This window comes from Phenylobacterium sp. GW821-FHT12F10 (assembly GCF_058806695.1).
The window spans coordinates 95,268-116,713 of record NZ_JBXAPY010000001.1; the positions used below are offsets into that span (position 1 = coordinate 95,268).

At 70.1% G+C, this 21,446-nt stretch carries 24 protein-coding genes; 12 read left to right on the forward strand and 12 right to left on the reverse strand.

What is annotated here, in order from left to right; genetic code table 11:
- Positions 1–3: 3 nt before the first annotated feature.
- Entirely contained in the window at positions 4–1,158 is a 1,155-nt protein-coding gene (locus tag AC1RN5_RS00515; RefSeq protein ID WP_493039340.1) for an acyltransferase family protein, read from the reverse strand.
- Between the two features lie 185 nt (positions 1,159–1,343).
- Between AC1RN5_RS00515 and AC1RN5_RS00520 the strand changes: the two genes are divergently transcribed.
- Positions 1,344–2,189, forward strand: coding sequence for a hypothetical protein (locus AC1RN5_RS00520; RefSeq protein ID WP_493039341.1), 846 nt, complete (start codon positions 1,344–1,346; stop codon positions 2,187–2,189).
- On the opposite strand, the gene AC1RN5_RS00525 is transcribed toward AC1RN5_RS00520, so the two are convergent.
- Positions 2,183–2,893 (reverse strand): type I pantothenate kinase, encoded by a 711-nt coding sequence (locus AC1RN5_RS00525; protein ID WP_493039342.1) that lies wholly within the window; start codon positions 2,891–2,893, stop codon positions 2,183–2,185. The two genes, AC1RN5_RS00520 and AC1RN5_RS00525, sit on opposite strands and share 7 nt — an antisense overlap.
- Before the next feature lie 81 nt (positions 2,894–2,974).
- Between AC1RN5_RS00525 and AC1RN5_RS00530 the strand changes: the two genes are divergently transcribed.
- Positions 2,975–3,409, forward strand: coding sequence for a PaaI family thioesterase (locus AC1RN5_RS00530; RefSeq protein WP_493039343.1), 435 nt, complete (start codon positions 2,975–2,977; stop codon positions 3,407–3,409).
- Here AC1RN5_RS00530 and AC1RN5_RS00535 read toward each other — a convergent pair.
- Both AC1RN5_RS00535 and AC1RN5_RS00540 read right to left on the reverse strand, forming a co-directional pair.
- On the reverse strand, positions 3,406–3,804 hold the full coding sequence (locus AC1RN5_RS00535; protein WP_493039344.1) for a VOC family protein: 399 nt from the start codon (positions 3,802–3,804) through the stop codon (positions 3,406–3,408). The two genes, AC1RN5_RS00530 and AC1RN5_RS00535, sit on opposite strands and share 4 nt — an antisense overlap.
- 80 nt (positions 3,805–3,884) lie before the next feature.
- Positions 3,885–5,048, reverse strand: coding sequence for a carbohydrate porin (locus AC1RN5_RS00540; protein WP_493039345.1), 1,164 nt, complete (start codon positions 5,046–5,048; stop codon positions 3,885–3,887).
- A 486-nt stretch (positions 5,049–5,534) separates the two neighbouring features.
- Here AC1RN5_RS00540 and AC1RN5_RS00545 point away from each other — a divergent pair, with 486 nt between their 5' ends.
- The gene (locus tag AC1RN5_RS00545) at positions 5,535–7,421 is read left to right on the forward strand and encodes a methyl-accepting chemotaxis protein (protein ID WP_493039346.1); all 1,887 of its coding nucleotides are present in this window, start codon (positions 5,535–5,537) and stop codon (positions 7,419–7,421) included.
- On the opposite strand, the gene AC1RN5_RS00550 is transcribed toward AC1RN5_RS00545, so the two are convergent.
- Complete coding sequence (locus tag AC1RN5_RS00550) at positions 7,418–7,837, reverse strand: hypothetical protein (protein WP_493039347.1); 420 nt, start codon at positions 7,835–7,837, stop codon at positions 7,418–7,420. The two genes, AC1RN5_RS00545 and AC1RN5_RS00550, sit on opposite strands and share 4 nt — an antisense overlap.
- A 75-nt stretch (positions 7,838–7,912) precedes the next feature.
- Between AC1RN5_RS00550 and cytX the strand changes: the two genes are divergently transcribed.
- The gene (gene cytX, locus AC1RN5_RS00555) at positions 7,913–9,205 is read left to right on the forward strand and encodes a putative hydroxymethylpyrimidine transporter CytX (RefSeq protein ID WP_493039348.1); all 1,293 of its coding nucleotides are present in this window, start codon (positions 7,913–7,915) and stop codon (positions 9,203–9,205) included.
- Here cytX and AC1RN5_RS00560 read toward each other — a convergent pair.
- Positions 9,177–9,446 carry a hypothetical protein gene (locus tag AC1RN5_RS00560; RefSeq protein ID WP_493039349.1) on the reverse strand — a complete coding sequence of 90 codons (270 nt, stop codon included), beginning with the start codon at positions 9,444–9,446 and terminating at the stop codon, positions 9,177–9,179. The genes cytX and AC1RN5_RS00560 overlap by 29 nt on opposite strands.
- Positions 9,447–9,712: 266 nt before the next feature.
- On the opposite strand from AC1RN5_RS00560, the gene AC1RN5_RS00565 reads away from it, so the two are divergent.
- Together AC1RN5_RS00565 and AC1RN5_RS00570 are read left to right on the forward strand one after the other, a co-directional pair.
- Complete coding sequence (locus AC1RN5_RS00565; RefSeq protein WP_493039350.1) at positions 9,713–11,788, forward strand: hybrid sensor histidine kinase/response regulator; 2,076 nt, start codon at positions 9,713–9,715, stop codon at positions 11,786–11,788.
- Between the two features lie 47 nt (positions 11,789–11,835).
- The gene (locus tag AC1RN5_RS00570; protein ID WP_493039351.1) at positions 11,836–12,642 is read left to right on the forward strand and encodes an acyl-CoA thioesterase; all 807 of its coding nucleotides are present in this window, start codon (positions 11,836–11,838) and stop codon (positions 12,640–12,642) included.
- Between the two features lie 10 nt (positions 12,643–12,652).
- Here AC1RN5_RS00570 and AC1RN5_RS00575 read toward each other — a convergent pair whose 3' ends face one another.
- Positions 12,653–13,396, reverse strand: a complete 744-nt coding sequence (locus tag AC1RN5_RS00575; protein WP_493039352.1) for a YebC/PmpR family DNA-binding transcriptional regulator — start codon at positions 13,394–13,396, stop codon at positions 12,653–12,655.
- A gap of 117 nt (positions 13,397–13,513) precedes the next feature.
- Between AC1RN5_RS00575 and AC1RN5_RS00580 the strand changes: the two genes are divergently transcribed.
- The gene (locus AC1RN5_RS00580) at positions 13,514–13,747 is read left to right on the forward strand and encodes a hypothetical protein (RefSeq protein WP_493039353.1); all 234 of its coding nucleotides are present in this window, start codon (positions 13,514–13,516) and stop codon (positions 13,745–13,747) included.
- Here the strand turns inward: AC1RN5_RS00580 and AC1RN5_RS00585 are convergent.
- The 5 genes from AC1RN5_RS00585 to AC1RN5_RS00605 form a co-directional block, all read right to left on the reverse strand.
- Positions 13,716–14,132, reverse strand: coding sequence for a hypothetical protein (locus AC1RN5_RS00585; protein WP_493039354.1), 417 nt, complete (start codon positions 14,130–14,132; stop codon positions 13,716–13,718). The two genes, AC1RN5_RS00580 and AC1RN5_RS00585, sit on opposite strands and share 32 nt — an antisense overlap.
- Positions 14,129–14,710, reverse strand: a complete 582-nt coding sequence (locus AC1RN5_RS00590; RefSeq protein ID WP_493039355.1) for a histidine phosphatase family protein — start codon at positions 14,708–14,710, stop codon at positions 14,129–14,131. The genes AC1RN5_RS00585 and AC1RN5_RS00590 overlap by 4 nt, the downstream gene beginning before the upstream one ends.
- Positions 14,707–15,492, reverse strand: coding sequence for an SDR family NAD(P)-dependent oxidoreductase (locus AC1RN5_RS00595; RefSeq protein ID WP_493039356.1), 786 nt, complete (start codon positions 15,490–15,492; stop codon positions 14,707–14,709). Before AC1RN5_RS00595 ends, AC1RN5_RS00590 begins: the two co-directional genes overlap by 4 nt.
- Before the next feature lie 61 nt (positions 15,493–15,553).
- Positions 15,554–16,387 (reverse strand): alpha/beta fold hydrolase, encoded by an 834-nt coding sequence (locus tag AC1RN5_RS00600; RefSeq protein ID WP_493039357.1) that lies wholly within the window; start codon positions 16,385–16,387, stop codon positions 15,554–15,556.
- Between the two features lie 163 nt (positions 16,388–16,550).
- A complete protein-coding gene (locus AC1RN5_RS00605; RefSeq protein WP_493039358.1) occupies positions 16,551–17,516 on the reverse strand; it encodes a quinone oxidoreductase family protein in 966 nt (321 codons plus the stop codon).
- Positions 17,517–17,612: 96 nt separating this feature from the next.
- Here AC1RN5_RS00605 and AC1RN5_RS00610 point away from each other — a divergent pair, with 96 nt between their 5' ends.
- The 5 genes from AC1RN5_RS00610 (at position 17,613) to AC1RN5_RS00630 (ending at position 21,434) form a co-directional block, all read left to right on the forward strand.
- Positions 17,613–18,296 carry a VOC family protein gene (locus tag AC1RN5_RS00610; RefSeq protein ID WP_493039359.1) on the forward strand — a complete coding sequence of 228 codons (684 nt, stop codon included), beginning with the start codon at positions 17,613–17,615 and terminating at the stop codon, positions 18,294–18,296.
- A 322-nt stretch (positions 18,297–18,618) separates the two neighbouring features.
- Positions 18,619–19,137 (forward strand): hypothetical protein, encoded by a 519-nt coding sequence (locus tag AC1RN5_RS00615; RefSeq protein WP_493039360.1) that lies wholly within the window; start codon positions 18,619–18,621, stop codon positions 19,135–19,137.
- Positions 19,138–19,141: 4 nt separating this feature from the next.
- Complete coding sequence (locus AC1RN5_RS00620) at positions 19,142–19,780, forward strand: LpoB-related protein (protein WP_421933112.1); 639 nt, start codon at positions 19,142–19,144, stop codon at positions 19,778–19,780.
- A gap of 8 nt (positions 19,781–19,788) precedes the next feature.
- Positions 19,789–20,961 (forward strand): COG3014 family protein, encoded by a 1,173-nt coding sequence (locus AC1RN5_RS00625; protein WP_493039361.1) that lies wholly within the window; start codon positions 19,789–19,791, stop codon positions 20,959–20,961.
- An 11-nt stretch (positions 20,962–20,972) separates the two neighbouring features.
- Entirely contained in the window at positions 20,973–21,434 is a 462-nt protein-coding gene (locus AC1RN5_RS00630) for a DUF1425 domain-containing protein (RefSeq protein WP_493039362.1), read from the forward strand.
- Positions 21,435–21,446: the final 12 nt, after the last annotated feature.

Sequence of the window (21,446 nt, forward strand, 5' to 3'; positions counted from 1 at the left end):
CGCCTAGGCTACGGACTGCGCCTGCGCCTGCGCCTGCGCCTGGGCCAGGGCGAGGGGCTTACCGCCGCGGCGCGACCGACCCAGGGCCATGCCCGGCTCCTCGATCAGCTTGTAGAGCCCCCAGGACAAGGGGATGGCGACCGCCAGGGTCAGCAGGATTGAGACCGGGAACCGCACGCCCGAGCCCCCCGGCAGGCTCTCGATGTTGCGGTAGGCGCCCATGCCGTTCAGAGCCGCGATGATGTGGGGATGGGCGAGGTAGAGGCTGAAGCTGATCTTGCCGAGGAACTGGGTCACCACATTGGACAGCAGGAGCGGCGGGCGCCAGGCCATGGCCAGGCAGAGCAGGGCGAAAGGGCCGCCCCACAGCGCCTGATAGACCGTGTTGCCGGCCCGCCCGGGCATGAGCGGCGGGCTGACCAGGGTCATCAGATAGAGGATCACCAGGCCAAGGCCCGCGGCGATCAGGGCGCCGCCGGCCAGCCGGGACGAGGCCCGGCGGTAGAGGAAATAGCCCAGCAGGCCAAAGCCGAAATAGGGCAGGTTGAAGAGGAAGCCGTGCTGGATGAAGCCGCCGGGAATGTCCCCCTGGGCGTCCATCTGTACCCCGAACGCCACAGCCAGGCCAATGGCCGCCACCGTGGCGAGCGCGGCGGAGACCACGCCCCGCACCAGCAGCAGGATAGGCGGCAGGATGGCGTAGAACAGCATTTCCACCCCGATGGACCAGGAGGCCGGCGCGATCCCGTCCACCAGGGCGGGGAAGAGGTTGAAGGCGAAGGTCAGATTGGCGGCGAGCTCGCCCGGATGCGCGCCGATCCAGGACCCCGGGCGATAGGCCAGCACCGTGAAGGCCAGCATGGCGTAGTAGAGCGGCGCGATGCGGAACAGCCGCCGTAGATAGAACCGCCCGACCTGGGCGCCCGTGCCCAGCCGGCCCTGATAGCCGTAGGCCAGGCTGAAGGCGCTGACGACGAAGAACAGCGGCACGGCGAAGCCGAAGAACCCGCCGATGAAGCTCAGGGACCCCGGTGTCGCCACCCCGGCCAAGTGGATCACATGGAAGACGATGATGGCGCAGGCGGCATAGCCGCGCAGGGATTCGATCCCGTCCAGGTGCGGCCGTGCGGAGCCGATGGCGGCGGCGTCGGTCGTCATCGGGGCCCTCGATCCGCGCCCGGGAGGGCGGCAACATGCAGTAGGCCTAGGTGTATAGACTCAACCCAGGGCGGTGGTTGTCTCGCAAAGCCGCCGCATGGGGTCAATCACCGATCGGCCGCTGGGGCGCGTAATCTTCCATTATCCCTCCTCAAGGTAGAGCTTGCGGCGCGAGGGGGACGAACATGCGCTGGTTGACGAGCCTGGTGGCGGTCTTGAGCTTGGGCCTGGCGTCCTGCGCCTCCCATCAGACCATGCTGGAGGTGCAGCGTCCGCCGCTGCGCAACGCCATCGCCTTCGCCGTGCCCCCGGGCCATCCCTTCTACCAGACCGTCGTGGTCGACTACGTCTCGGGGATGAGCCAACACTCCTTCCTGTTCTCCGAGGCCAACCAGGCCCAGTTCCGGCCGCAGTTGGCCCTGCTGCTGGAGAAGTCCGGCATGCTGGCGCCCACCCCCATCGCGGCCCGCTACGGCCTGCAGATCGAGTTCGTCGACCTGGACGGCTCGGCCTTCGGCGCCACCTTCGAGAGCCGCAGCCGCGCCATCTACCGCATCGTCGAGCGGCGCACCGGGCGCGTGGCCTTCCAGAAGACGGTCGACGCGGGCTTCAGCGCCCGCTTCGTCGGCCTGAACGAGCGCGACGCCGTGGCCCTGGTGAGCCTCGGCCTGCTGGGCAATCCCTTCGACGTGCTCAAGCTGTCCAACTACATCGCCCCCGGGACCTGGGAGGGCGACGGCGTGGAGCGCCGGGCCCTGGCCCGCGAGGGGGACCTTGCGGTCAGCGGCTATGGCGACCGCGACGGCTTCCGGCGCGGCCAGCAGGCCGACTACCAGATGATGAAGCAGAGCGTGGCCAAGTTCGTCCTGGCGCTCAGCGAGGACCAGCACATTCCGATCCGGGTGATCCTGCCCTGCCTCTACAACGCCGACATCGAGGCCCAGAAGGCCGAGCTGGAGGCCCGCCGCATCCGCTGGGTGGAGGACGACTGCCGCGCCTATCCGCAGAAGGCCCGTCCCATCGTCTACTGAGTCCGCGCCTCCAGGCCCACGATGGCGTGGTCGGGCCCCTTGCGCACCACCAGGTCGGCCAGGTCGCGGGCCGGCGCTATGTGGTCGCGCAGGTTCTTCAGATTGACCTTCTCCCAGACCATCCTGGCCAGGCCCTCGACCTCGGGCCGGCTCATGCCGCGGAAGCGGGCGTAGAAGGAGGCGGGGTCGTGCTCGGCGGCCTCCCAGAGGTTCAGGAAGCGGGCGACGTACCAGGCCTCGAGGTCGGGTTCCGAGGCCTCCAGATAGACCAGGGTGTCGATCAGGGAGGGGCCGTGGGTCGGGACCAGGTTCAGCCCCTCGATCACCAGGACGTCCGGGGGATCCAGGGTGCGGGCGAGCGCCGGGTCGACGTCATAGGTGACGTGGGAATAGCCGGGGAAGATCGTCGGCCCCTCGCGCACGCCCTGAAGCGCGGCGCGCAGGGCGGCGTGGTCGTAGGAGGGCGGGAAGCCCTTCTGGTTGGTGAGCTCCAGCTCCGCCAGGCGGGCGTTGGGTAGCAGGAAGCCGTCGGTGCAGACCAACTCCACCCGCTCGCCGGCCGCGGCCAGATGCTCGGCCAGGGCCTGGGCGAACACGCTCTTGCCGGCGGCGACGGCGCCGGTGACGCCCACGACATAGGTCCCCCGCGGCGGCCGGCGGGCCGCCAGGCGCTCGGCCACCCGGCTCAGATCCATCCCGGCCATCGGCCCTCCGCATTTTCCGCGCCGCGACCCTGACACAGGCCCGGCGCTCTGCGCTAGATGGGCGCAACGAGGGGGAGAGACATGGCCAACACCCGCAACAACACGTCCGTCGAGGACCTGAACCGCGCCAATGAGGGCAAGCTGCCGGGCCATCTCGGCCTGACGGTGACGGAGGTCTCCGACGGCCGGGTGGTGGGGCGGTTCGAGGTGCGGCCCGACCTGGTGGCCCACACCGGCTTCCTGCTCGCCGGCTGCCTGCTGTCGGTGGCCGACATCCTCTGCGCCTACGGGGTCTCCACGGTCTGGCCGGAGGGGGCCAGCGGTTTCACCACCGCCGAGGTGAAGTGCAACTTCATGAGCACCCTGCGGGAGGGCGCGGTGGTCTGCACCGCCCAGATGCTGCACGGCGGCCGCACCACTCAGGTCTGGGACGCCACCCTCACCGACGCGGCCACCGGCCAGCTGATGGCCGCCTTCCGCTGCACCCAGATCATCCTCTATCCGCGGGCGGGCTAGCTCCTCGGCGGCGGCGCCTGGAGCAGTTCGATGGTGTAGCCGTCGGGGTCCTTGGCCAGGCCCACCACCGCCCCGCCCAGGGTGGCGATGGGGGTGGGCTCGCGGAGGATGGTCAGGCCGTCGGCCTTGATCCTGTCGCTCACCGCCTTGGGGTCGGTGACATAGAAGACCAGCTTGACCGGATTGTCGGTGTAGTTGCGCGCCGAGCCGTCGGTGTAGTGCATCAGCACCACCGCCGTGCGGCCCTCGAAGGCCACCACCACCTCGTCCATATAGTCGAGCTTGAAGGTCTGGATCTGGGTCATGCCCAGGACGCGGGTGTAGAAGTCGACGGAGCGGGCCAGGTCGCTGACCCCGATGCCGACGGCGCCGAGATAGTCCGGTGAGCGGGGCATGCTGGGTTCCTTGAAGACAAGGGTCAGAGCCTAGCGCGGAAACGCCAGAGCGCCATACCGCGGCATCGAATTTTCGGCGGTCAGAACCCGATGTCCACACGCAGCGACGCGACGACGGCGTCCTTGACCTGCGGGTCGCCGCCGGGGCGATGGATGAACTGCAGGCCGGGCTGCAGGCGGACCCTGTCGTTGAGCTCGTCGGAATAGGCCAGTTCCAGCACCGTCTCGCCACGGTCGAGGACGGGGCCGCCGGCCAGGACCGAGGCGTCGCGATAGGCGCGGCCCAGGGCGGCGTAGGTCACCCCGACCGTGAGGCTGGAGTCCGGCCGGCCGGCGAAGACCGGGGCGGCCAGCAGGCCGGCCTGGACGCTGCCGCGGAACGGGCCGGTGCGGCCCTCGGCGATCCCGGCGCGCAGGAAGCCGGTGAGCGCCCGGACGGGCCCTTCGGTCAGGGGCCGCTCGACGAGGGCGTAGGCCCCCTGGGCCGCGCGGCGGACCGGCCGGCCCCCGGCGTCCAGGGCGGCGAGGTCCTCCTGCCGGCGCGTCAAGCGCCAGTAGCCCACGGCGACCTTGCCGCGCGCGGTGGCGCCGGCCTCGGCCACCAGCACCGTCCCGTCGTCGAAGCTGAGATCGGCGCCGCCGTCGTCGCCGGGCACGCCGGTGCGGGCGTTGACCAGGGCCGCCTGCAGATAGGTGGTCGGACTCGGCTCGACCCGCACCCGCAGGCCGAGCGAGGTGGAGGGATAGGCCGCCGCCCCGCTGGCCGCGAAGTCGGGCGCCATGCCGAAACTGGGATTGAGCAGCAGGCCCGAGGCGTCGGCGACGCCGAACTCACCGCTGACGTCGGAGAAGCCAAGCCGCAGGTTGACCAGGCCGCCGGCCAGGCTCTGCTCCAGCCAGGCCTGGTAGAGGCGCAGCCGCTGGGCGGAAACCTCGAGGGCGTCCACCCCCTGCAGGGCGCCCGCCCGCAGGCTGGGAGCCTCGCCGCTGGTGTTGAGCAGGTCCAGGTGCGCAGACCCGCCCACCCAGCCGACCGCGCGGTCCAGGTCCAGGTCCGCGCTGAGGGTCAGGCCGTCCAGCAGGTCGGTTCCCCGCGCCGCGCCGCCGCGCAGGACCCCGACGCTGTCGAGCCTGTAGTCCAGGGCGAGGGTCAGGGCGGGATCGTGGGGTTCGGCCGCGGCCGCCTGGGCGCCGGCCGCGCCGGCCAGGGCCAGGGTGACCGTCGCCGCGCAAAGCCTTCGCAACCGTCCGGTCCCGCCTCTGAATAACGCCACAGTGTGTCTCGTCGTAATTGCCTCTAAAATTCATGTATAGAATAGAAGTAATAAGGATAAGTAACGCAAAGATTGCGGAAATCCTCAATTTTCATAGTAAAGATATCCTTGCGTCGACGGCTGCACCCTCCTGTGTTTCACCCCAGACTAGGCCACGCCGCCGCCGGGATAGGGCCGTAAAGGCGGCGATATGGCCGATGAGGCGCTGTGCGTCCTCCGGCCGGATCCCCAGGTCCTGGCGCGGCCGGTTAAGCACGGGACCGCGCGACCTCAATCGGACCTCGCCTATATACTCATTTTGCGTATGGCCATTACAGGGGTTCATCGTTGAGTATACCCAGTGTGGGGATATATGGGGCCCGAATTGCTGTCTAATATTTGGCGTTAACCGAAAGGCTTATGGTTTGGTTAAACGCCGGTGTGACCCTTTGGCGCCTCCAAACATCAGGCGTACCCATGTCCAGTTCTCCCCAGCCGACGCGTAAATCCCGGGCCATCGAGCGGTATCTGACCGCCATCGTCGTCACCCTGGTGATCTTCGCCGCCGGCGCGGCCCTGGGCGAGGGCCTGATGGGTCTGATGGGCGAGCGGGCGCGCGAGCAGGAGACCGCCGCGACGGCGCGGCGCACCGCTGACACCCTGGAATTGGTCTCGATCAGCAAGCAGGTTCAGATCGATGTCATCCAGGTGCAGCAGTTCCTGACCGATGTCTCCGCCACCCGCGGGCTCGACGGCCTCGACGACGGCTGGGCCGCGGCCGAGGCGAACGCCGCCGCCTTCAGGACCGACGCGGCCAGAGCCCGCGCCATGGCGCTCAAGCTCGGGGCGCCCGCCCTGGTGGCGGCGATCGACCAGGCGACCGCCAGCTTCGACGCCTTCCATGAGACCGGGGTCGGCATGGCTCACGTCTATGTGGACCAGGGTCCGGCGGGAGGAAATGCGATGATGCCGCAGTTCGACGCGGCCGCCGCCCGGATGACCCAGGCCATACAGGCCACCCAGGGCGAAATGACCAAGTTGCTGCGGGCCCAGGCCCAGGCCTCCGAGGCCGCCGAAGCCAAGATCGTCGCCGACAATCGCCGCGACCTGGCCCTGACCGGACTGGCGGCGCTGCTGACCGCCCTGGGCGGCGTGGCGGTGATCGCCATCCTGCGCCGCAAGCTCCTGCGCCCCCTCTCGGTGCTGGTGACCTACATGTCGGACCTGGCGGCGGGCGACTATGACAAGCCTGTCCCGGTCGCCGTCTCGGCCGACGAGTTGGGGGAAATGGCCCGCTCCATCGTGGTCTTTCGCGAGGCCGCCCTCGAACGCCGCGACCTGCGCGCCGCCCAGGAGGCGCTCCGGGCCGAGGAGGAGAAGTCCAAGGACCGGCGCGAGACCGAGCGCCAGGCCGCCGAGCGCGAGCGCGACGTCCTGGTCCATTCCCTGGCCGAGGGTCTGTCGCGCCTCTCCAACGGCGATGTGGCCTTCCGCGTCCAGGCCCAGGTAGCGCCGGACTACGAGGTCCTGAAGCGCGACTTCAACCAGGCGGCCGAAAAGCTGCAGACCGCCATGCGGGGCATCGGCGCCGCGGCCGAAGGTGTGGGCGTGGGCGCCGATGAGATCGCCAGCGCCGCCGACGACCTGTCGCGGCGCACCGAGCACCAGGCCGCCTCCCTGGAGGAGACCGCCGCGGCCCTGGACCAGATCACCGTGACGGTGAAACAGACCGCCGGTCGCGCCGCCGAGGCCAACGCCGTGGTGGCCGAGACCCGCGCCGACGCGCGTCAGACCGAGGCGGTGCTAGCCGCGGCCGTCACCGCCGTCGGCGAGATCGAGGCCTCCTCCAACCAGATCGGTCAGATCATCGGGGTGATCGACGAGATCGCCTTCCAGACCAACCTGCTGGCCCTGAACGCCGGGGTCGAGGCCGCTCGCGCGGGCGAAGCCGGTCGCGGCTTCGCCGTGGTGGCCTCCGAGGTGCGCGCGCTCGCCCAGCGCTCGGCCGGCGCCGCCAAGGAGATCAAGACCCTGATCGCGGCCTCCTCCGGCAAGGTCAGCGAGGGCGTGACCCTGGTGGGCCGCACGGGCGAGGCCCTGACCCGCATCCTGAAGCGGGTGGAGACCATCGGCGAATCGGTGACCGCCATCTCGGCCTCGGCCCAGGAGCAGGCCGGCGGCCTCTCGGAGGTCAACGCCGCCGTCAATCAGATGGACCAGGTCACCCAGCAGAACGCCGCCATGGTGGAGCAGACCACCGCCGCGGCCCATTCGCTCAAGGCCCAGCACGCCGACCTGGCCGCCCTGGTGGGCGCCTTCGAGGTGGGGGCGGAATCGACCCGGCCCCTGCGGCGCGCCGCCTAACGATCTCGGCGGAACTTGGCGGCGTCGGCGGCCAGGGACGACGCCATCTTGGCCTCGACGTCCTCCTCGGCCTGGTAGGGCAGGCGGCCGGCCACGCCGCGGATCGCCAGCCACATCTGCAGGCTGAACTGCGGCAGGATCTTCAGGGGGCGGCGCTTGTCGGTGACGTCCCAGCCGGCGGCCTCGAAGGCCTCCACCTGGTCGCGCTCGGACTTGCGCTCGATCCGGTCCCAGTCGGCGGGCAGGGCCACCTCGTCGGCCTCGTCCAGGGTGAGGCCGAAATTGGCGCGGCTGACCTCGTCGAGCTCCGGGAACTGCGCCTGGGCGCCGGGCTCGCGCATCGCGGGCTTCATCACCGAGGCGAATTCCAGTTCGGCGATGCCGGGCAGGTCGATCAGGCGGCGCAGGGTGCTCATGGCGGGAGATTAGCCCAAGGCCCGTCGCGGCCCAAGCGGGCTGGCCGTCGCGCGAGCGCCTGATACACCTTGGCCATGGACAGCCCCGATGACAGCTATGATCCCCTGACCCCGGTTCCGGAGGGCCGCCGCGCCTTCGCCGCCGGCGACGCCTTCTCCCTGTGGTTCAGCCTGGGGATCGGCCTGCTGGTGCTGCAGGCCGGCGCCTTCCTGGTCCCGGGCCTCAGCCTGCCCCATGCCCTGGCCGCCATCGTCCTGGGCTCGATCCTCGGCGTGCTGCTGCTGGCCGCCGCCGGCGTGGTGGGGGCCGACACCGGGCTCTCGGCCATCGGCAATCTGAGGCCGGCGCTCGGCGTGCGCGGGGCCGCGGTCCCCGCCGCGCTCAACGCCCTGCAGCTCACCGGCTGGGGCGCCTTCGAGATCATCGCCATGCGCGACTCCGCCGACGCCCTGGCCAGGCAGACCTTCGGGGTGTCGAACCCGCTGCTCTGGACCCTGCTGTTCGGCGTGCTGGCCACCGCGCTGGCGGTGATGGGGCCGGTGTCCTTCGTTCGCCGCTTCCTGCGGGCCTGGGGCCTGTGGCTGCTGCTGGCCGGGGCGGCCTGGCTGACCTGGCGGCTGCTGGCCGACCACGACCTGCCCGCCCTGATGGCCCGGGCCGGGACCGGGGAGATGAGCTTCGGCGCCGGGGTCGACCTGGTGGTGGCCATGCCGCTGTCCTGGCTGCCCCTGATCGCCGACTACACCCGCTTCGGGCGCTCGCCGGGGGCCATGTTCCGCGGCAGCGCGGCGGGCTACCTGCTGGCCAATATCTGGTTCTTCGCGCTCGGCGCCTGCTATGCGCTCGCCTCCGGCGGCGGGGAGGGGATGCTGCTGGCGGCGCTCGCGGCCACCGGCAGCGGGGTGGCCCTGCTGCTGATCCTGATCGACGAGACCGACAACACCTTCGCTGACATCCACTCCGCGGCGGTGTCCACCGCGACCCTGGTCCGCGCCCGGCCGGCGCGCCTGGCGCTCGCCTATGGGGCGGTCTGCACCCTCATCGCCCTCTTCGCCCCCCTGGCGCGGTACGAGGGCTTCCTGCTGCTGATCGGCTCGGTCTTCGCTCCCCTGTTCGGGGTGCTGCTCACCGACCACTTCGTCGTGCGGCGCCGGCGGATCGAGCCGGACGCCATCGCCCAGACGGGGGGCGCCTACTGGTTCACCGGGGGTTTCAGCCTGCGGGGCCTGGCGGCCTGGGCGATCGGCATCGCGGCCTACCAGGCGGTCTCCCGCCTGGAGCCCGGCCTGGGGGCGACCCTGCCCTCGGTGGCCGTGGCGGCCGCGGCCTATCTCGCGCTTACGACTTCGCCGCGCCGCCGCTCGTGATTTCCTTGATCAGGCCCTGGAGCTGCTGCTTGCCGCCGGCGTTCCAGACCGCCTTCATGTGCTCCAGCGTGCGGGCCGCGGCCTCCTCGAACTTCCAGTCGCAGTCCTCGAAGCGACAGTCGGTGAAGACCGGGGCCTCGCCGCCGGCATAGACCATGCGGCACTTCTGGAAATCGCAGTCGTAGAAGGTCTCGCCGTCGAGCTGGACGGTTTCACGGGTAAAGGCTGTGGAACTTTGCATGGCGCGGTCTTCCTGAGGTCTTTGGGGGCGAGGCGGCGGGCCCACCGCGATCGTCGCGGGTCAGGTTCGGAGAAGCGCTCGGCAGGGCGGCTAAACACATGAACGGCGGCCAGAAAGCAAGCCCGCTATGCTCGAACCGCTGTTGGGCGAATGTGTCGCAGCGCCGATTAGCACTCCAAACAGTAGAGCCAGGGTACCCAGAATCCTGACCGCGCGTCGTCTCGCGCCTGCCCTGGAGTCGGACGATCTCAAGCCCACCCCTCACCGTGCGACTGGACGAGGCCGCCGCCGCGGTGCGCTTCGTCACCTTGCCGCGCCTGGGTTTGAGCCTGTTCGGCGCGGTGATGGCCGCCCTGATCCTGTCGCCGATCATGGCCGCCGGCTGGCTGGCGGCGCTCCTGTGCCTGGAGGCCTGGCTCTGGCTCGCCGGCCGCGGCCAGGCTCGCGGCGCCGGCGTCCGCAATCGGGCCCGGATCAACTTCCTGGTCAGCTTCACCTCCATCAGCCTCTGGTGGCTGGCGCTGGGAGTCACCTTCTGGAACGCCGACACCCTGGCCGGCCGCACCACCGCGGCCATCCTCTGCATCACCGTCGTCGCCCTGGCGGTCCTGCTGTTCTACAGCACGCCGGCGGTGTTCCTGGCCACCGGGGCGGTCCCGGCGATCTGCGCCCTGCTGATCGTCGGCGTCAGCGACGGCCGGACCTGGATGGAGCTGGCCCCGATCCTGATGGCCCTCGGCCTGGGGCTGATCTTCGTCGGCGGCCGCGCCATCGAGACCCCCTCGGCCCAGGCGCAGCAGCGGGCGGTCAACGCCAGCCTGCACCAGTACGAGGTCCTGGCCGACAACATCACCGACATCATCGCCCGCACCGACATGGACGGCGTGCACACCTATCTCTCTCCCGCCATCGAGCGCGTGCTCGGCTACCGGCCCGAGGAACTGATCGGGGTGTCGCGACTGGAGATCATCGATCCGGAGGACTGGCCCCTGATCGCGGAGGCCGCCACTCGGATGCGCGCAGACCCGGCGCGCTCGGAAGTGGTGACCGTCAGGGTGCGCCACAAGGATGGGCGCTGGCTCTGGTTCCAGACCAACGCCAAGCTGGTCTGCGAGCACGGGGTTCCGGTGGCGGTCATCGACGTCAGCCGCGACATCACCGAGCAGGTGGCCAAGGACCAGGCCCTGCGAGAGGCGAAGACGGAGGCCGAGAGCGCGACGCGGGCCAAGGCCGAGTTCCTGGCCAATGTCAGCCATGAGATTCGCACGCCCATGAACGGGGTGCTGGGCGCCCTGCAGTTGCTGGAGAGCGAGCCGATCTCGCCTGAGGGTCGCGAGCTCATGCGCCAGGCCGCCGGCTGCGGCCTGATGCTGTCGCAACTGCTCAACGACGTGCTGGACTTCTCCAAGATCGAGGCCGGACAGCTCGACCTGACGCCCGAGCCGATGAACGTGGGCGACGCCCTGGACGCCGTGGTGGCCCTGCTGGAGGGCCAGGCCCGCGGCAAGGGGGTCGAGCTGCGGCGCGAGATCGCCGGCGCCGACCTGTGGATCGCCGCCGATCCCGTGCGGGTGCGCCAGGCGATGTTCAACCTGCTGGGCAACGCCATCAAGTTCACCCGCCGGGGCCATGTGGCCGCCCGCCTCGAGGTGACGCCGGCGGCCGGCGGCCAGCGCCATGTGCGGCTGGAGATCGAGGACACCGGTGTCGGCATCGCGCCGGACGCCCAGCCTCATCTGTTCGAGCGGTTCCGCCAGGCCGAGAGCTCCACCGCGCGGCGATTCGGTGGTTCGGGCCTGGGCCTGTCCATCACCCGCGCGCTCGCCCGGATGATGGGCGGGGACATCGCCTTCACCAGCGTCGAGGGCCAGGGCTCCACCTTCTGGCTCGACTTCGACGCGCCCGCCGCGGCCCCGGTGGCGGCCCTGTCGGTGGAGGAGGGCCTGCTGGAGGGGGTGCGCATCCTGCTGGTGGAGGACAACCCCACAAACCGGCTGGTGGCCCGCACCCTGCTGACCCGCCTGGGCGCCCAGGTGGACGAGGCCGAGGACGGGCGGATCGGCCTGGAGGCGGCCCGGGACGGCGGCTTCGACCTGATCCTGATGGACGTCCAGATGCCCAACATGGACGGGATCGAGGCGACGCGGGCCATCCGCGCCCTGCCCGGCCCCGTGGCCCAGACCCCCATCATCGGCCTGACCGCCAATGTCATGACCCACCAGCAGGGCGCCTATCGCGCCGCCGGCATGAACGGGGTGGTGGCCAAGCCGATCTCCGTCCCCGCCCTGCTCGCCGAGATCGCCCGCCTGTTGGGCGAGGACGAGGTCGCCATCGCCGTCTGAGGCGAAAATCCGGGACAGGACGGCCGCCGCGCGGTATCGGCCCGGCCATGAGCGAACTCTTCTTCGATCTCCAGGCCACACACAATCCGCACCGCTGGTTCATGCCGCTGACGCCCGCCGTCTGCGTGGGCCCGCCGGACAACCTCTTCATGTACGGCGGCATCGGCCTGGCCAGCGCCATCGCGGCCATGGAACGGACCTGCGCGCGGCCGGTGATCTGGGCCACGGCCCAGTACCTCTCCTATGCGCGGCCGGGCTCGGTGGTGGACCTCGACGTCTGGGTCCCGGTGCAGGGCAAGTACAACAGCCAGGCCCGGGTGATCGGCCACGTCGGCGACCAGGAGATCTTCACGGTCAACGCCGCCCTCGGCGCGCGGCCCAGCACCGTCTCCCACCAGTGGGTGACCATGCCCGACATGCCGCCGCCGGAAGACTGCGAGCGCTCGGTGCTCTGGGGCGACCAGGGCGACAACCTGAACGGCCGACTGGACGTGCGCATGGCCAAGGGCCGCTACGGCGAGGGGCCGCGCACCGGCCAGCTCTCCGCCGACGGCCGCCTGGTGATGTGGATCAAGCCGGTGGAGGACTTCGCCGTCGACGCCAGCCTGCTGGCGATCATGGCCGACTATGTGCCGTCCGGGGTCGGCGCGGCGCTGGGTCGCCAGGGCGGCGGCAACAGCCTGGACAACACCCTGCGCATCCGCCGCATCGTGCCCACCACCTGGGTGCTCTGCGACATCCAGATCACCGGCATCCACGGCGGCTTCGCCCACGGCGTCATGAACCTGTTCGCGCAGGACGGGGAGCTGATGGCCACCGCCAGCCAGTCGGTGATCGTGCGGATGATGGACTAGGCGCGTACGCCTAGCCGAACTTCTCCATGTCCTCGTCGGAGATCTCGTAGTCGCCGTAGACGTTCTGGACGTCGTCGTCGTCGTCCAGGGCGTCCAGGAGCTTCATCAGGGTGCCCACCGAATCGCCGGAGATCGGGGTCAGGTTCTTGGGTCGCCAGATGATCTTGGTGGACTTGGCCTCGCCGAGGCTCGCCTCCAGCGCGCTGGCCACCTCGGCGAAGGCCTCGTAGGCGGTGAAGATGGTGTGGGTCTCATTGTCGGACTCCACATCCTCGGCGCCGGCCTCGATGGCGGCCTCCATCACCTTGTCCTCGCTGCCGACCTTGGCCGGATAGACGATCTGGCCCAGGCGATCGAACATGAAGGCCACCGAACCGGAGGCGCCCATGTTGCCGCCGTTCTTGGAGAAGGTGGAGCGGATGTTGGCCGCGGCGCGGTTGCGGTTGTCGGTCAGGCCCTCGACGATCAGGGCCACGCCGCCGGGGCCGAAGCCCTCGTAGCGCACCTCGTCATAGGACTCCGCGTCGCCGCCAGCCCCCTTCTTGATGGCCCGGTCGATGTTGTCCTTGGGCATGGACTCGGCCTTGGCGTTGGCCACGGCCAGGCGCAGGCGAGCGTTCATGGTGGGGTCGGGCAGGCCCGACTTGGCGGCCACCGTGATCTCGCGCGACAGCTTGGAGAACAGCTTGGAACGCACCGCGTCGGCGCGCCCCTTGCGGTGCATGATGTTCTTGAACTTGGAATGTCCGGCCATGAGTGGTCTGTTGTTCTCGTTCAGGCGGTTCTTAAATGGGTTGAGGGCTTCTACCGTCCGCGGGCGGGGATGACCAGCGGGGGAGGAACCTCCCCGATTTCGAAGGGTTTGAGTGGCATGAGAGACCAGTACGAGCCGATGAGCGACTATGCCGAGGCCTGGGACGGTTCCCTGATCTACGGCAAGGAGCATCCTCGGAATGGATTGGGCCCGGTGGCGGCCTCGGGCGCCATGTTCGGGTCGTTTGTCCTGGGCGCCCTGGTGGGCGTCGGCGTCATGGTCCTGCTGCGCCAGCTCGACGACGCCAATGACGGCGGGGTCATCCTGCGGCGGGTCCAGCCCGCGCGCTGAGGGCCGTCAGGCACATTAGGCAGCCGACCGCCGAGGCCGCGCCCATGCCGTAGCGCTCGGCGTCGCCCTGGGCGGCGAGGTTGGCCAGGGTGTTGAACCCCAGCTGAACGGCGAGCAGCAGGTTGAGCCACCAGAAGGGCCGCCGGGGCAGGCGCGCGCCCAGGTCGCCAGCGCGCACGAGCATCACCAGGGCGGCGAGCGCCAGATAGACCGCCGCCCCGGCGCTGGCGACCTTCAGCGTGTCGGGCAGCACGGCGGGGCTTGCTCCGCCCCAGGCCATCTCGCCGAAGGGCGCGCCCAGAGCCAGGGCGACCTGGAAGCCGGCGAAGCCCAGGCAGAACATCGCCGCGCCTCGCGCCGCCCAGGCTCCGAGTCCATGCCTCATGCGGGTTCGCAGTCGATCTGGACGACCTCGCCCTTTTCCAGGCGATAGATGGCGTCCTGCGGCACGGGCAGGGTCAGCATCATCTCACGTGGCAGCCCGCCATAGAGTCCACGCAGGATGCGGCCCGACAGGCCGTGGGAGACGAGGATGATGTTCTGCGTCTCGTCCACGGAGGCCAGCCAGTCCGACAGGCGCGCCAGCACGCCCTCGAAGCTCTCGCCGCCGGGCGCCCCGAAGTAGCGCTCGGGATAGGGCAGGTCGATGGGCCTGCGCGCCTCCAGCTCATCCAGGGACAGGCCTTCCCAAGACCCCATGCTGACCTCCGCCAGCCGGGCGTCGAGTTCGGGGGCCAAGGCTCCGCCCATGGTCTGGGCGATGATACGCGCGGTGTGATGGGCGCGGCCCAGGGGGCTGGCGACCATCCGCCACCCGGCCGGGTCCGGGACCAGGCGGGTCAGCAACTCGCCCATCCGCCGGGCCTGGGCCTGGCCAAGCTCGGTGAGGGGAGAATCCGATCCGCCCTGGTACCGGCGCGCCAGGTTCCATTCGGTCTGGCCGTGGCGCGCCAGGTAGATCACCGCTTGCGGCGCACGACCGGGTGCGACGAGGAGAGCCCGCCGTCGACGGCGATGGCCTGGCCGTTGACATAGGAGGCCTCGTCGCTGGCCAGGAACAGGGCGGCGTTGGCGATCTCGATGGGCACGCCGCCGCGGGTCAGCGGGTTGAGCTGGCCGATCTTGTCCTCGTTGCCGCGCGCCCGGGCGCCGTCGAAGATCGGCTGGGTCATGCCGGTCTCGATCAGGCCGGGGCAGATGGCGTTGACCCGCACCCCGGTGCCGTAGAACTCGTTGGCCGCGGTCTGGGCCAGGTTGATGACCCCTGCCTTCGAGGCCGAATAGGGCGAGCCCCCGGCGCCCGACCGGATGCCGGCCACCGAGGCGGTGCAGATGATCGAGCCCTTGCCCTTGGGGATCATCACCCGGCTGGCGTGCTTCACCAGCAGGAAGGCGCCGATCAGGTTCACCCGCAGGATCTCGGCCCAGAAGGCGGCGTCCTGATCGTCGAAGGCGGTCCAACCGCCGGAGATGCCGGCGTTGGCCCAGGCCACGTCGAGGCCGCCGTATTCGGACACCGCCTTGGCTGTCAGGCTGGCCACGAAGGCCTCCTCGCCCGCGTCGCCGGTGAGGGCGACGACCTTGCCGCCGGCGTCGGTGACCATCTTGGCGGTCTCCTGGACGGTGTCCATCTTGTCGGCGATCACCAGGTTGGCGCCCTCCTGGGCGAACAGCACGGAGGCCGCGCGGCCGATGCCCGAGCCGGCGCCGGTGATGACGGCGGTCTTGCCGGAGAGACGTCCCATGGGAATTTCCTCAAGTTTGGCTGATCCGGCCTAGGCCGGTGGAAGGTGGGGGATGGGCGCCTCAGCGCGCCCGGGCGGCGGCGTCCAGGATGGCGTCGGCGACGATGTCGAACAGGGCCGGCGGCAGGTCGTGGCCCATGCCGGCGATCACCCGAAGCTCCGAGCCCGGAATGGCCGCGGCCGTCGCCTCGCCCCCGGCCAGGGGCACCAGGGGATCGTCGGCGCCGTGCAGGACGATGGTGGGGACCTTGAGGGCCTTCAGCTTCTCGGTGCGGTCGCCATAGGCGCGGATGGCGGCCATCTGGCGGGCCGAGCCGGTGGGGTTGAAGGCCCGGCCATGCTCGGCGATCACCCGGGCGCGCAGGGCGCCCTGCGGCCACGGATAGCCGGGGCTGCCGATGGTGAGCGCGTTGTTGACCCCGTGGGCGACGAAGGCCTCGAAGTCGGCCTGCGGATTGGGCGGCGGGGTGGAGAGCACCGCCGCGGCGGCCGGGGTGGAGTCCATGGTGCCCGGCCCGCCGGTGGCCGACATGATCGAGGTGAGCGAGAGGGTCCGGTCCGGGTGCTCGATGGCCACCACCTGGCCGATCATCCCGCCCATGGAGACGCCGGCCACATGGGCCTTGGCCGCGCCCGCCGCGTCGAGCACCGCCATGGCGTCGGCGGCCATGTCCGAGAGCGTGTAGGCCTGGCCGGGCTCGAACCAGGTGGAGAGGCCGGTGTCGCGGTTGTCGAACCGCACGGCGCGGTAGCCCTTGGCGGCCAGCTTGGCGCAGAAGGCCTCCGGCCAGCGGGTCATCTGCGAGCCCAGGCCGTTGATCAGCAGGATGGTCTCCGGCCCTTCGCCGAACACCTCGTACTCGATCGCGACGTCGCCGTTGCGGGCCTTGGGCATGGTCGTTTCCCCTCGTTGGCGTGATTGAACCCCATCGGTGTCATCCCGGAAAGCGCGAAGCGCTTGTCCGGGACCCAGACGCACCGGGCCCTCTGGAGAGGTCGGCGCCTCTGGGTCCCGGACAAGCCGCTCGCGCGGCTTTCCGGGATGACAGATGGGATGCTTACGGCACCATCACCACGCGGCCGACGGCGGCGCGGCTTTCGATATAGGCGTGGGCCGCGGCGGCTTCGGACAGCGGGAAGACCCGGTCGATCACCACCTCCAGCTCGCCCTTGGCGGCGTCGTTGATCAGCTTCTGGATGTTGTCGTGCACCCGGTCGGTGGAGATCTCGGCGCCGAGGAAGACCCCCGACAGCGAGCGGTTGCCGCCCATCAGCGAGCCGACATCCACGACCATGGGCTCACGCCCGGCGGCGCCGACCATGGAGACCCGGCCGCGATAGGCCAGGGCGTTGATGGAGCCCTGCAGGGTGGGGCCGCCGACGGAGTCGACGATCACGTCAACGCCCTTGTTGTCGGTGAGGCGGCGGGCTTCCTTCACCACGTCGTCGCGGGTGTAGTTGATGCCGTGGTCGAGACCCAGGCGCTTGAGCTTCTCCAGGCGCTCGTCGGAGGAGGCGGTGGCCAGGATCAGGCCCGCGCCGGCCCGCTTGGCCAACTGGATGGCGGCCACGCCCACGCCCGAGGCGCCGGCCTGGATCAGGACGGTCTCGCCCTTCTTCATGCGGCCGAACTCGAACAGGCAGTCGTCGGCGGTGCCGAAGGTGACCGGAATGGCCGCGGCCTTCTTGATGTCGTAGCCGTCGGGGACGAGCCAGCAGTTGCGAGCGGCCACGGCGCGCATGGAGGCGTGGCTGCCGTAGTTCATCACCGTGGCGACCCGCTGGCCGACCCTCAGGTGCTCGACCTCGGGGCCGACCTCGACGATGGTCCCGGCGGCCTGGTAGCCCACCACGTGGGGCTTGGTGGCCAGGGGCCCGCGCCAGCGGCTGAGGGTGTCGCCGCCCTCGATGGCGATGGCCTCGACGGCGATGATCACGCCCTTGGGATGGCAGGTGGGGTCGGGCAGGTCCTCGTACTTCAGGACTTCGGGCCCGCCGTTCTCGTAATAGACCGCAGCCTTCATGGGTCGCTCCTAATGACTTAAAACAAATGTTTGACTTAGGTCTCACGCCCTCGCTGATGAGACAAGGCGAGGAAATCTAAAGGCGGAAACGGGCGCATGGAACTGGCGAAACCCCGGGTGGACATCGGGCTGTCCACCAACGATCTGCAGCCCATGTTGGCGTTCTGGCAAGAGCAGGCGGGCATCCCCTTCGACCACCTGCTGAGGATCCGCCGCGGCCAGGACCAGCACCGCCACGACGCCCTGGGCTCGGTGCTGAAGATCAACCACCATGCCGAACCCCTGCCGCAGACGGCCCCCAGCGGCTACCGGGAGCTGATCGTCGCCCGGCCCGGCCTGACGTCGCCCAGGACCCTGACCGACCCCGACGGCAATCGCGTGACCCTGGTTCCGCCGGGCCTCGGGGGCGTCACCCAGATCGGCGTTCGCCTGGCCATCCGCGACCTGGCCGCCCACTGCAGGTTCTACCGGGAAGGGCTTGGCCTGACCGAGGAGGCGCCCGGCGCGTTCCGGGCCGGTGAGACCCTGCTGATCCTGGAGCAGAGCCCCGACGCGCCTTCCGACGCCGGCATGGCGGGCAAGGGTTGGCGCTACATCACCTTCCAGGTCTTCAAGGTCGACGAGGAACACGCCCGCATCCTGGCCAAGGGCGGCCGCGAGGCCATGCCCCCCACCACGCTGGGGACCACGGCGCGGATCTCCATGGTGCGCGATCCCGACGGCAACTGGATCGAGATCTCCCAGCGCGCCTCCATCGTCGGAAACCTCGACGCCCATTGAGGCGACGGGCGGGCGCCAAACGCCGGCTCATAGTCCATTTGGATCATGCGGCGGCTCGCCGCAGGGGTCAGACAGGATGGGCGAACACCAAAGACCTACCCCCAAGGGTCGACCATGCGTCCTGTCATCACCGCTTCCCGCGCGCCCGCGCCCGCCGCCGATCCCGGCGCGCGAGCCTGGGCTGACACGACCCTGGCCGATCGTGGGGGCGGCCCTTCGGCGGAATGCGGAGCACCCGGCGCAGCCTGGGGACCGCAGAGAGCTTCCGCCGGCGGGCCCGACATCAACCCGTAAGATCCTATCGGCTGGGGGGCCAACCAACATGAAGAAGATCCACATTCCCGTCGTCGTCGCCGGGGCTCTGATGCTGACCGCCTGGGGCGCGCCCCAGATCGCCGCGCCCACGGCGCTCACCGCGCCGGCGCCCATCGAGGGCTCGGCCGGCAAGTACGCCTCGCCCTTCACCTCCGACGGCGTCACCGCCGGCTGGGTGACCAAGTCCATGCAGGTCAAGGCCGCCGGCCAGATCGGCTCGATGGCGGGCAACTACGCCGGCCAGAAGGCCATGGAACAGGTGCCCTTCGTCGGCGGCTTCCTGGGCAAGAAGGCGGGCGCGGCCATGGGCCGGGGCATCGCGCTGAAGGCCATCGGCGGCGAGGAATTCCTGCGCTCGTCCACCGACCTTTCGTTCAATTCCCTGAACGACATGGCCCTCTACATGTACGTCAACTACTCGTCGAACCCCGAGTACCAGAAGATCCTGGACGCCACCTACGCGATCTATCCGGAGTTCCAGACCGCCTACCTGCCGGCCCTGCAGACCGCCTCCGTCGGCAAGTAGGATCATGCGTATCCAACTTCCGCTCATCGGCCTGGCGGCCGCCCTCGGCGTCGCGGCGGCTCCGGCCGCCGCGGCCCCCAAGCTGAAGCCCCAGGGCTCCGCCACGGTCTATCGCGACACCACCACCTCCGACGGGGTCAAGGGGATCGGCACCGAGAGCCAGGACATAGTCTCCATGGCCGACGCCATGTTCCGCGACCTGCTGAACGTGCCCGAGCTGATGAACCGCCCGACCCCGCCGCGGATCATCGTCGACCCGAAGTACTTCCGGAACGAGAGCTCCGAGATCATCGACAAGGCCCTGATCACCGACCGTATCCGGGTCAACCTGCTGCGCGCCGCCGGCGGCCGCATGCGCTTCATCGGCCGCGAATACGCCGGCGCGGTGGAGGAGGAGCGGGCGCTGAAGGACGAGGGTCGCGTCGATGTGGGCACCACGGGCCGCACCCGGGCCCAGGCCGGCGCCGACTACCGGCTGGTGGGCCGCATCGGCACCCGCGACGCCATCGACACCCGCACGGGCACGACCTCGCGGTTCAGCCAGTACACCTTCGAGCTGCTCGACATGGAGTACGGCGAGATCATCTGGTCGAACCTGTACGAGTTCAAGAAAGAGAACCGCGACGACGTCGTCTACCGCTAGGCCCGACGATGAAACCCGCAGTCCTCGCCGGCGCGCTGCTGCTGGCCGCCGCCCGCGCGGCCCAGGCCGCCGCGCCGCCCCCCTTGCCGCCCGTGCCCTATGAGGCGGGGCCGGAGGCCTTCGTCGGCCGCCTGGCCACCGACCTGCCGGCCAACCGGGTGCTGAACCAGATGGAGATCGGCGCCCGGGCCTTCTGGCGCGCCGACTACGCCACCGCCAGACCGGCGCTCGACGACGCCATCGCGCGCATCGACTCGGTGTTCTCCGACAACGCCAACGCCGCCAAGGCCCGCAAGCTCTGGTACGACGAGGGCTCGAAGGACTTCAAGGGCGAGCCCTACGAACGGGCCATGGCCTTCCTGTACCGCGGCCTGATCTACCTGCACGACGCCGACTACGAGAACGCCCGGGCCGCCTTCCGGCGGGGCCTGATGCAGGACGCCTTCGCCGAGGAGGACCAGAACCGGTCCGACTTCGCCCTGCTGCTGTTCCTCGACGCCTGGGCCAGCCACCTCAACGGCGACACCGACCTGCGCGACGAGACCCTGGTCCAGCTCAAGAAGTTGCGCCCCACCTATGGCGGCATCGGCGAGAAGGACGACACCCTGGTCCTGGCCGAGACCGGCCTGGCGCCGCGCAAGCTGGGGGACGGGGCGGCCCACGCCTTCTTCGTCTACCGGCGCGGCAAGCCCATCGCCGAGAACCAGGTCCAGGTGATGAACGGGGCGGCCCCCATGCAGGCCTATCCGATGGAGGACCTCTTCTACCAGGCCTCCACCCGGGGCGGCCGGGAGATCGACAAGATCCTGGCCGGCAAGGCCCAGTTCAAGGCGACCACCGGCGGGGTGGGCTCCTTCCTGGCCGACACCACCGTGGCGCTCTCCTCCAACAACGCCGCCTTCAGCGCCAATGGCCAGTACGGCGACGCGGTGGCCGCCGTGGGCGTGCTGTCGGGGGTGTTCCTGATCGTCTCCTCCAATTCCAAGCCCCAGGCCGACGTGCGCACCTGGAGCTCCCTCCCCGACACCATCCATGTCCTGACGCTCGCCTCCGGCGGCCGGCCCATGACCCTCAACGCCCACTTCCTGAAGGCGGGCGTCCCGGTGGAGGGCGCCGACAAGCCCATCGCCTGCGCCACCGACGCCAACCGCAAACAGCTGTGCCTCGTGCGCGCCCACTAGAGAGAACCCCGATGACCACGCTCCGCAAACATCTCGCCATCGCCTGCGCCGCCGCCGCCCTGGCCGCCGGTCTTTCGGCCTGCGAGACCACCCCGCCCGAGGGTGGGGTCCGCATCGACCAGCAGAACAACATCCGCCCCGAGCTGAACTCGGTCCGGGTGATCGACGGCACGCTCGCCCGCTATGTCGGCGCCAAGTTCAAGGTCGACAGCCTGCTGGACACCGAGGGCGCCTATGTCTCCACCGGCCCCACGGGCTTCAAGAAGATCACCGTCCAGATCCGCAACAAGACCAATGTCGCCCTGCCGCTGCAGGCCCGCGCCAGCTGGTACGACGCCGCCGGCGTCCCCACCGACGGAGCCCAGTCCTGGACCTCCCTCTTCGTCCAGCCCAACGCCATGGTCACCTTCGAGCAGAGCTCCGCGCGGCTGAACTCGGCCCAGTACTACGTGGAAATCCGCGGCGCCCAATAGGGCCAGACAGGA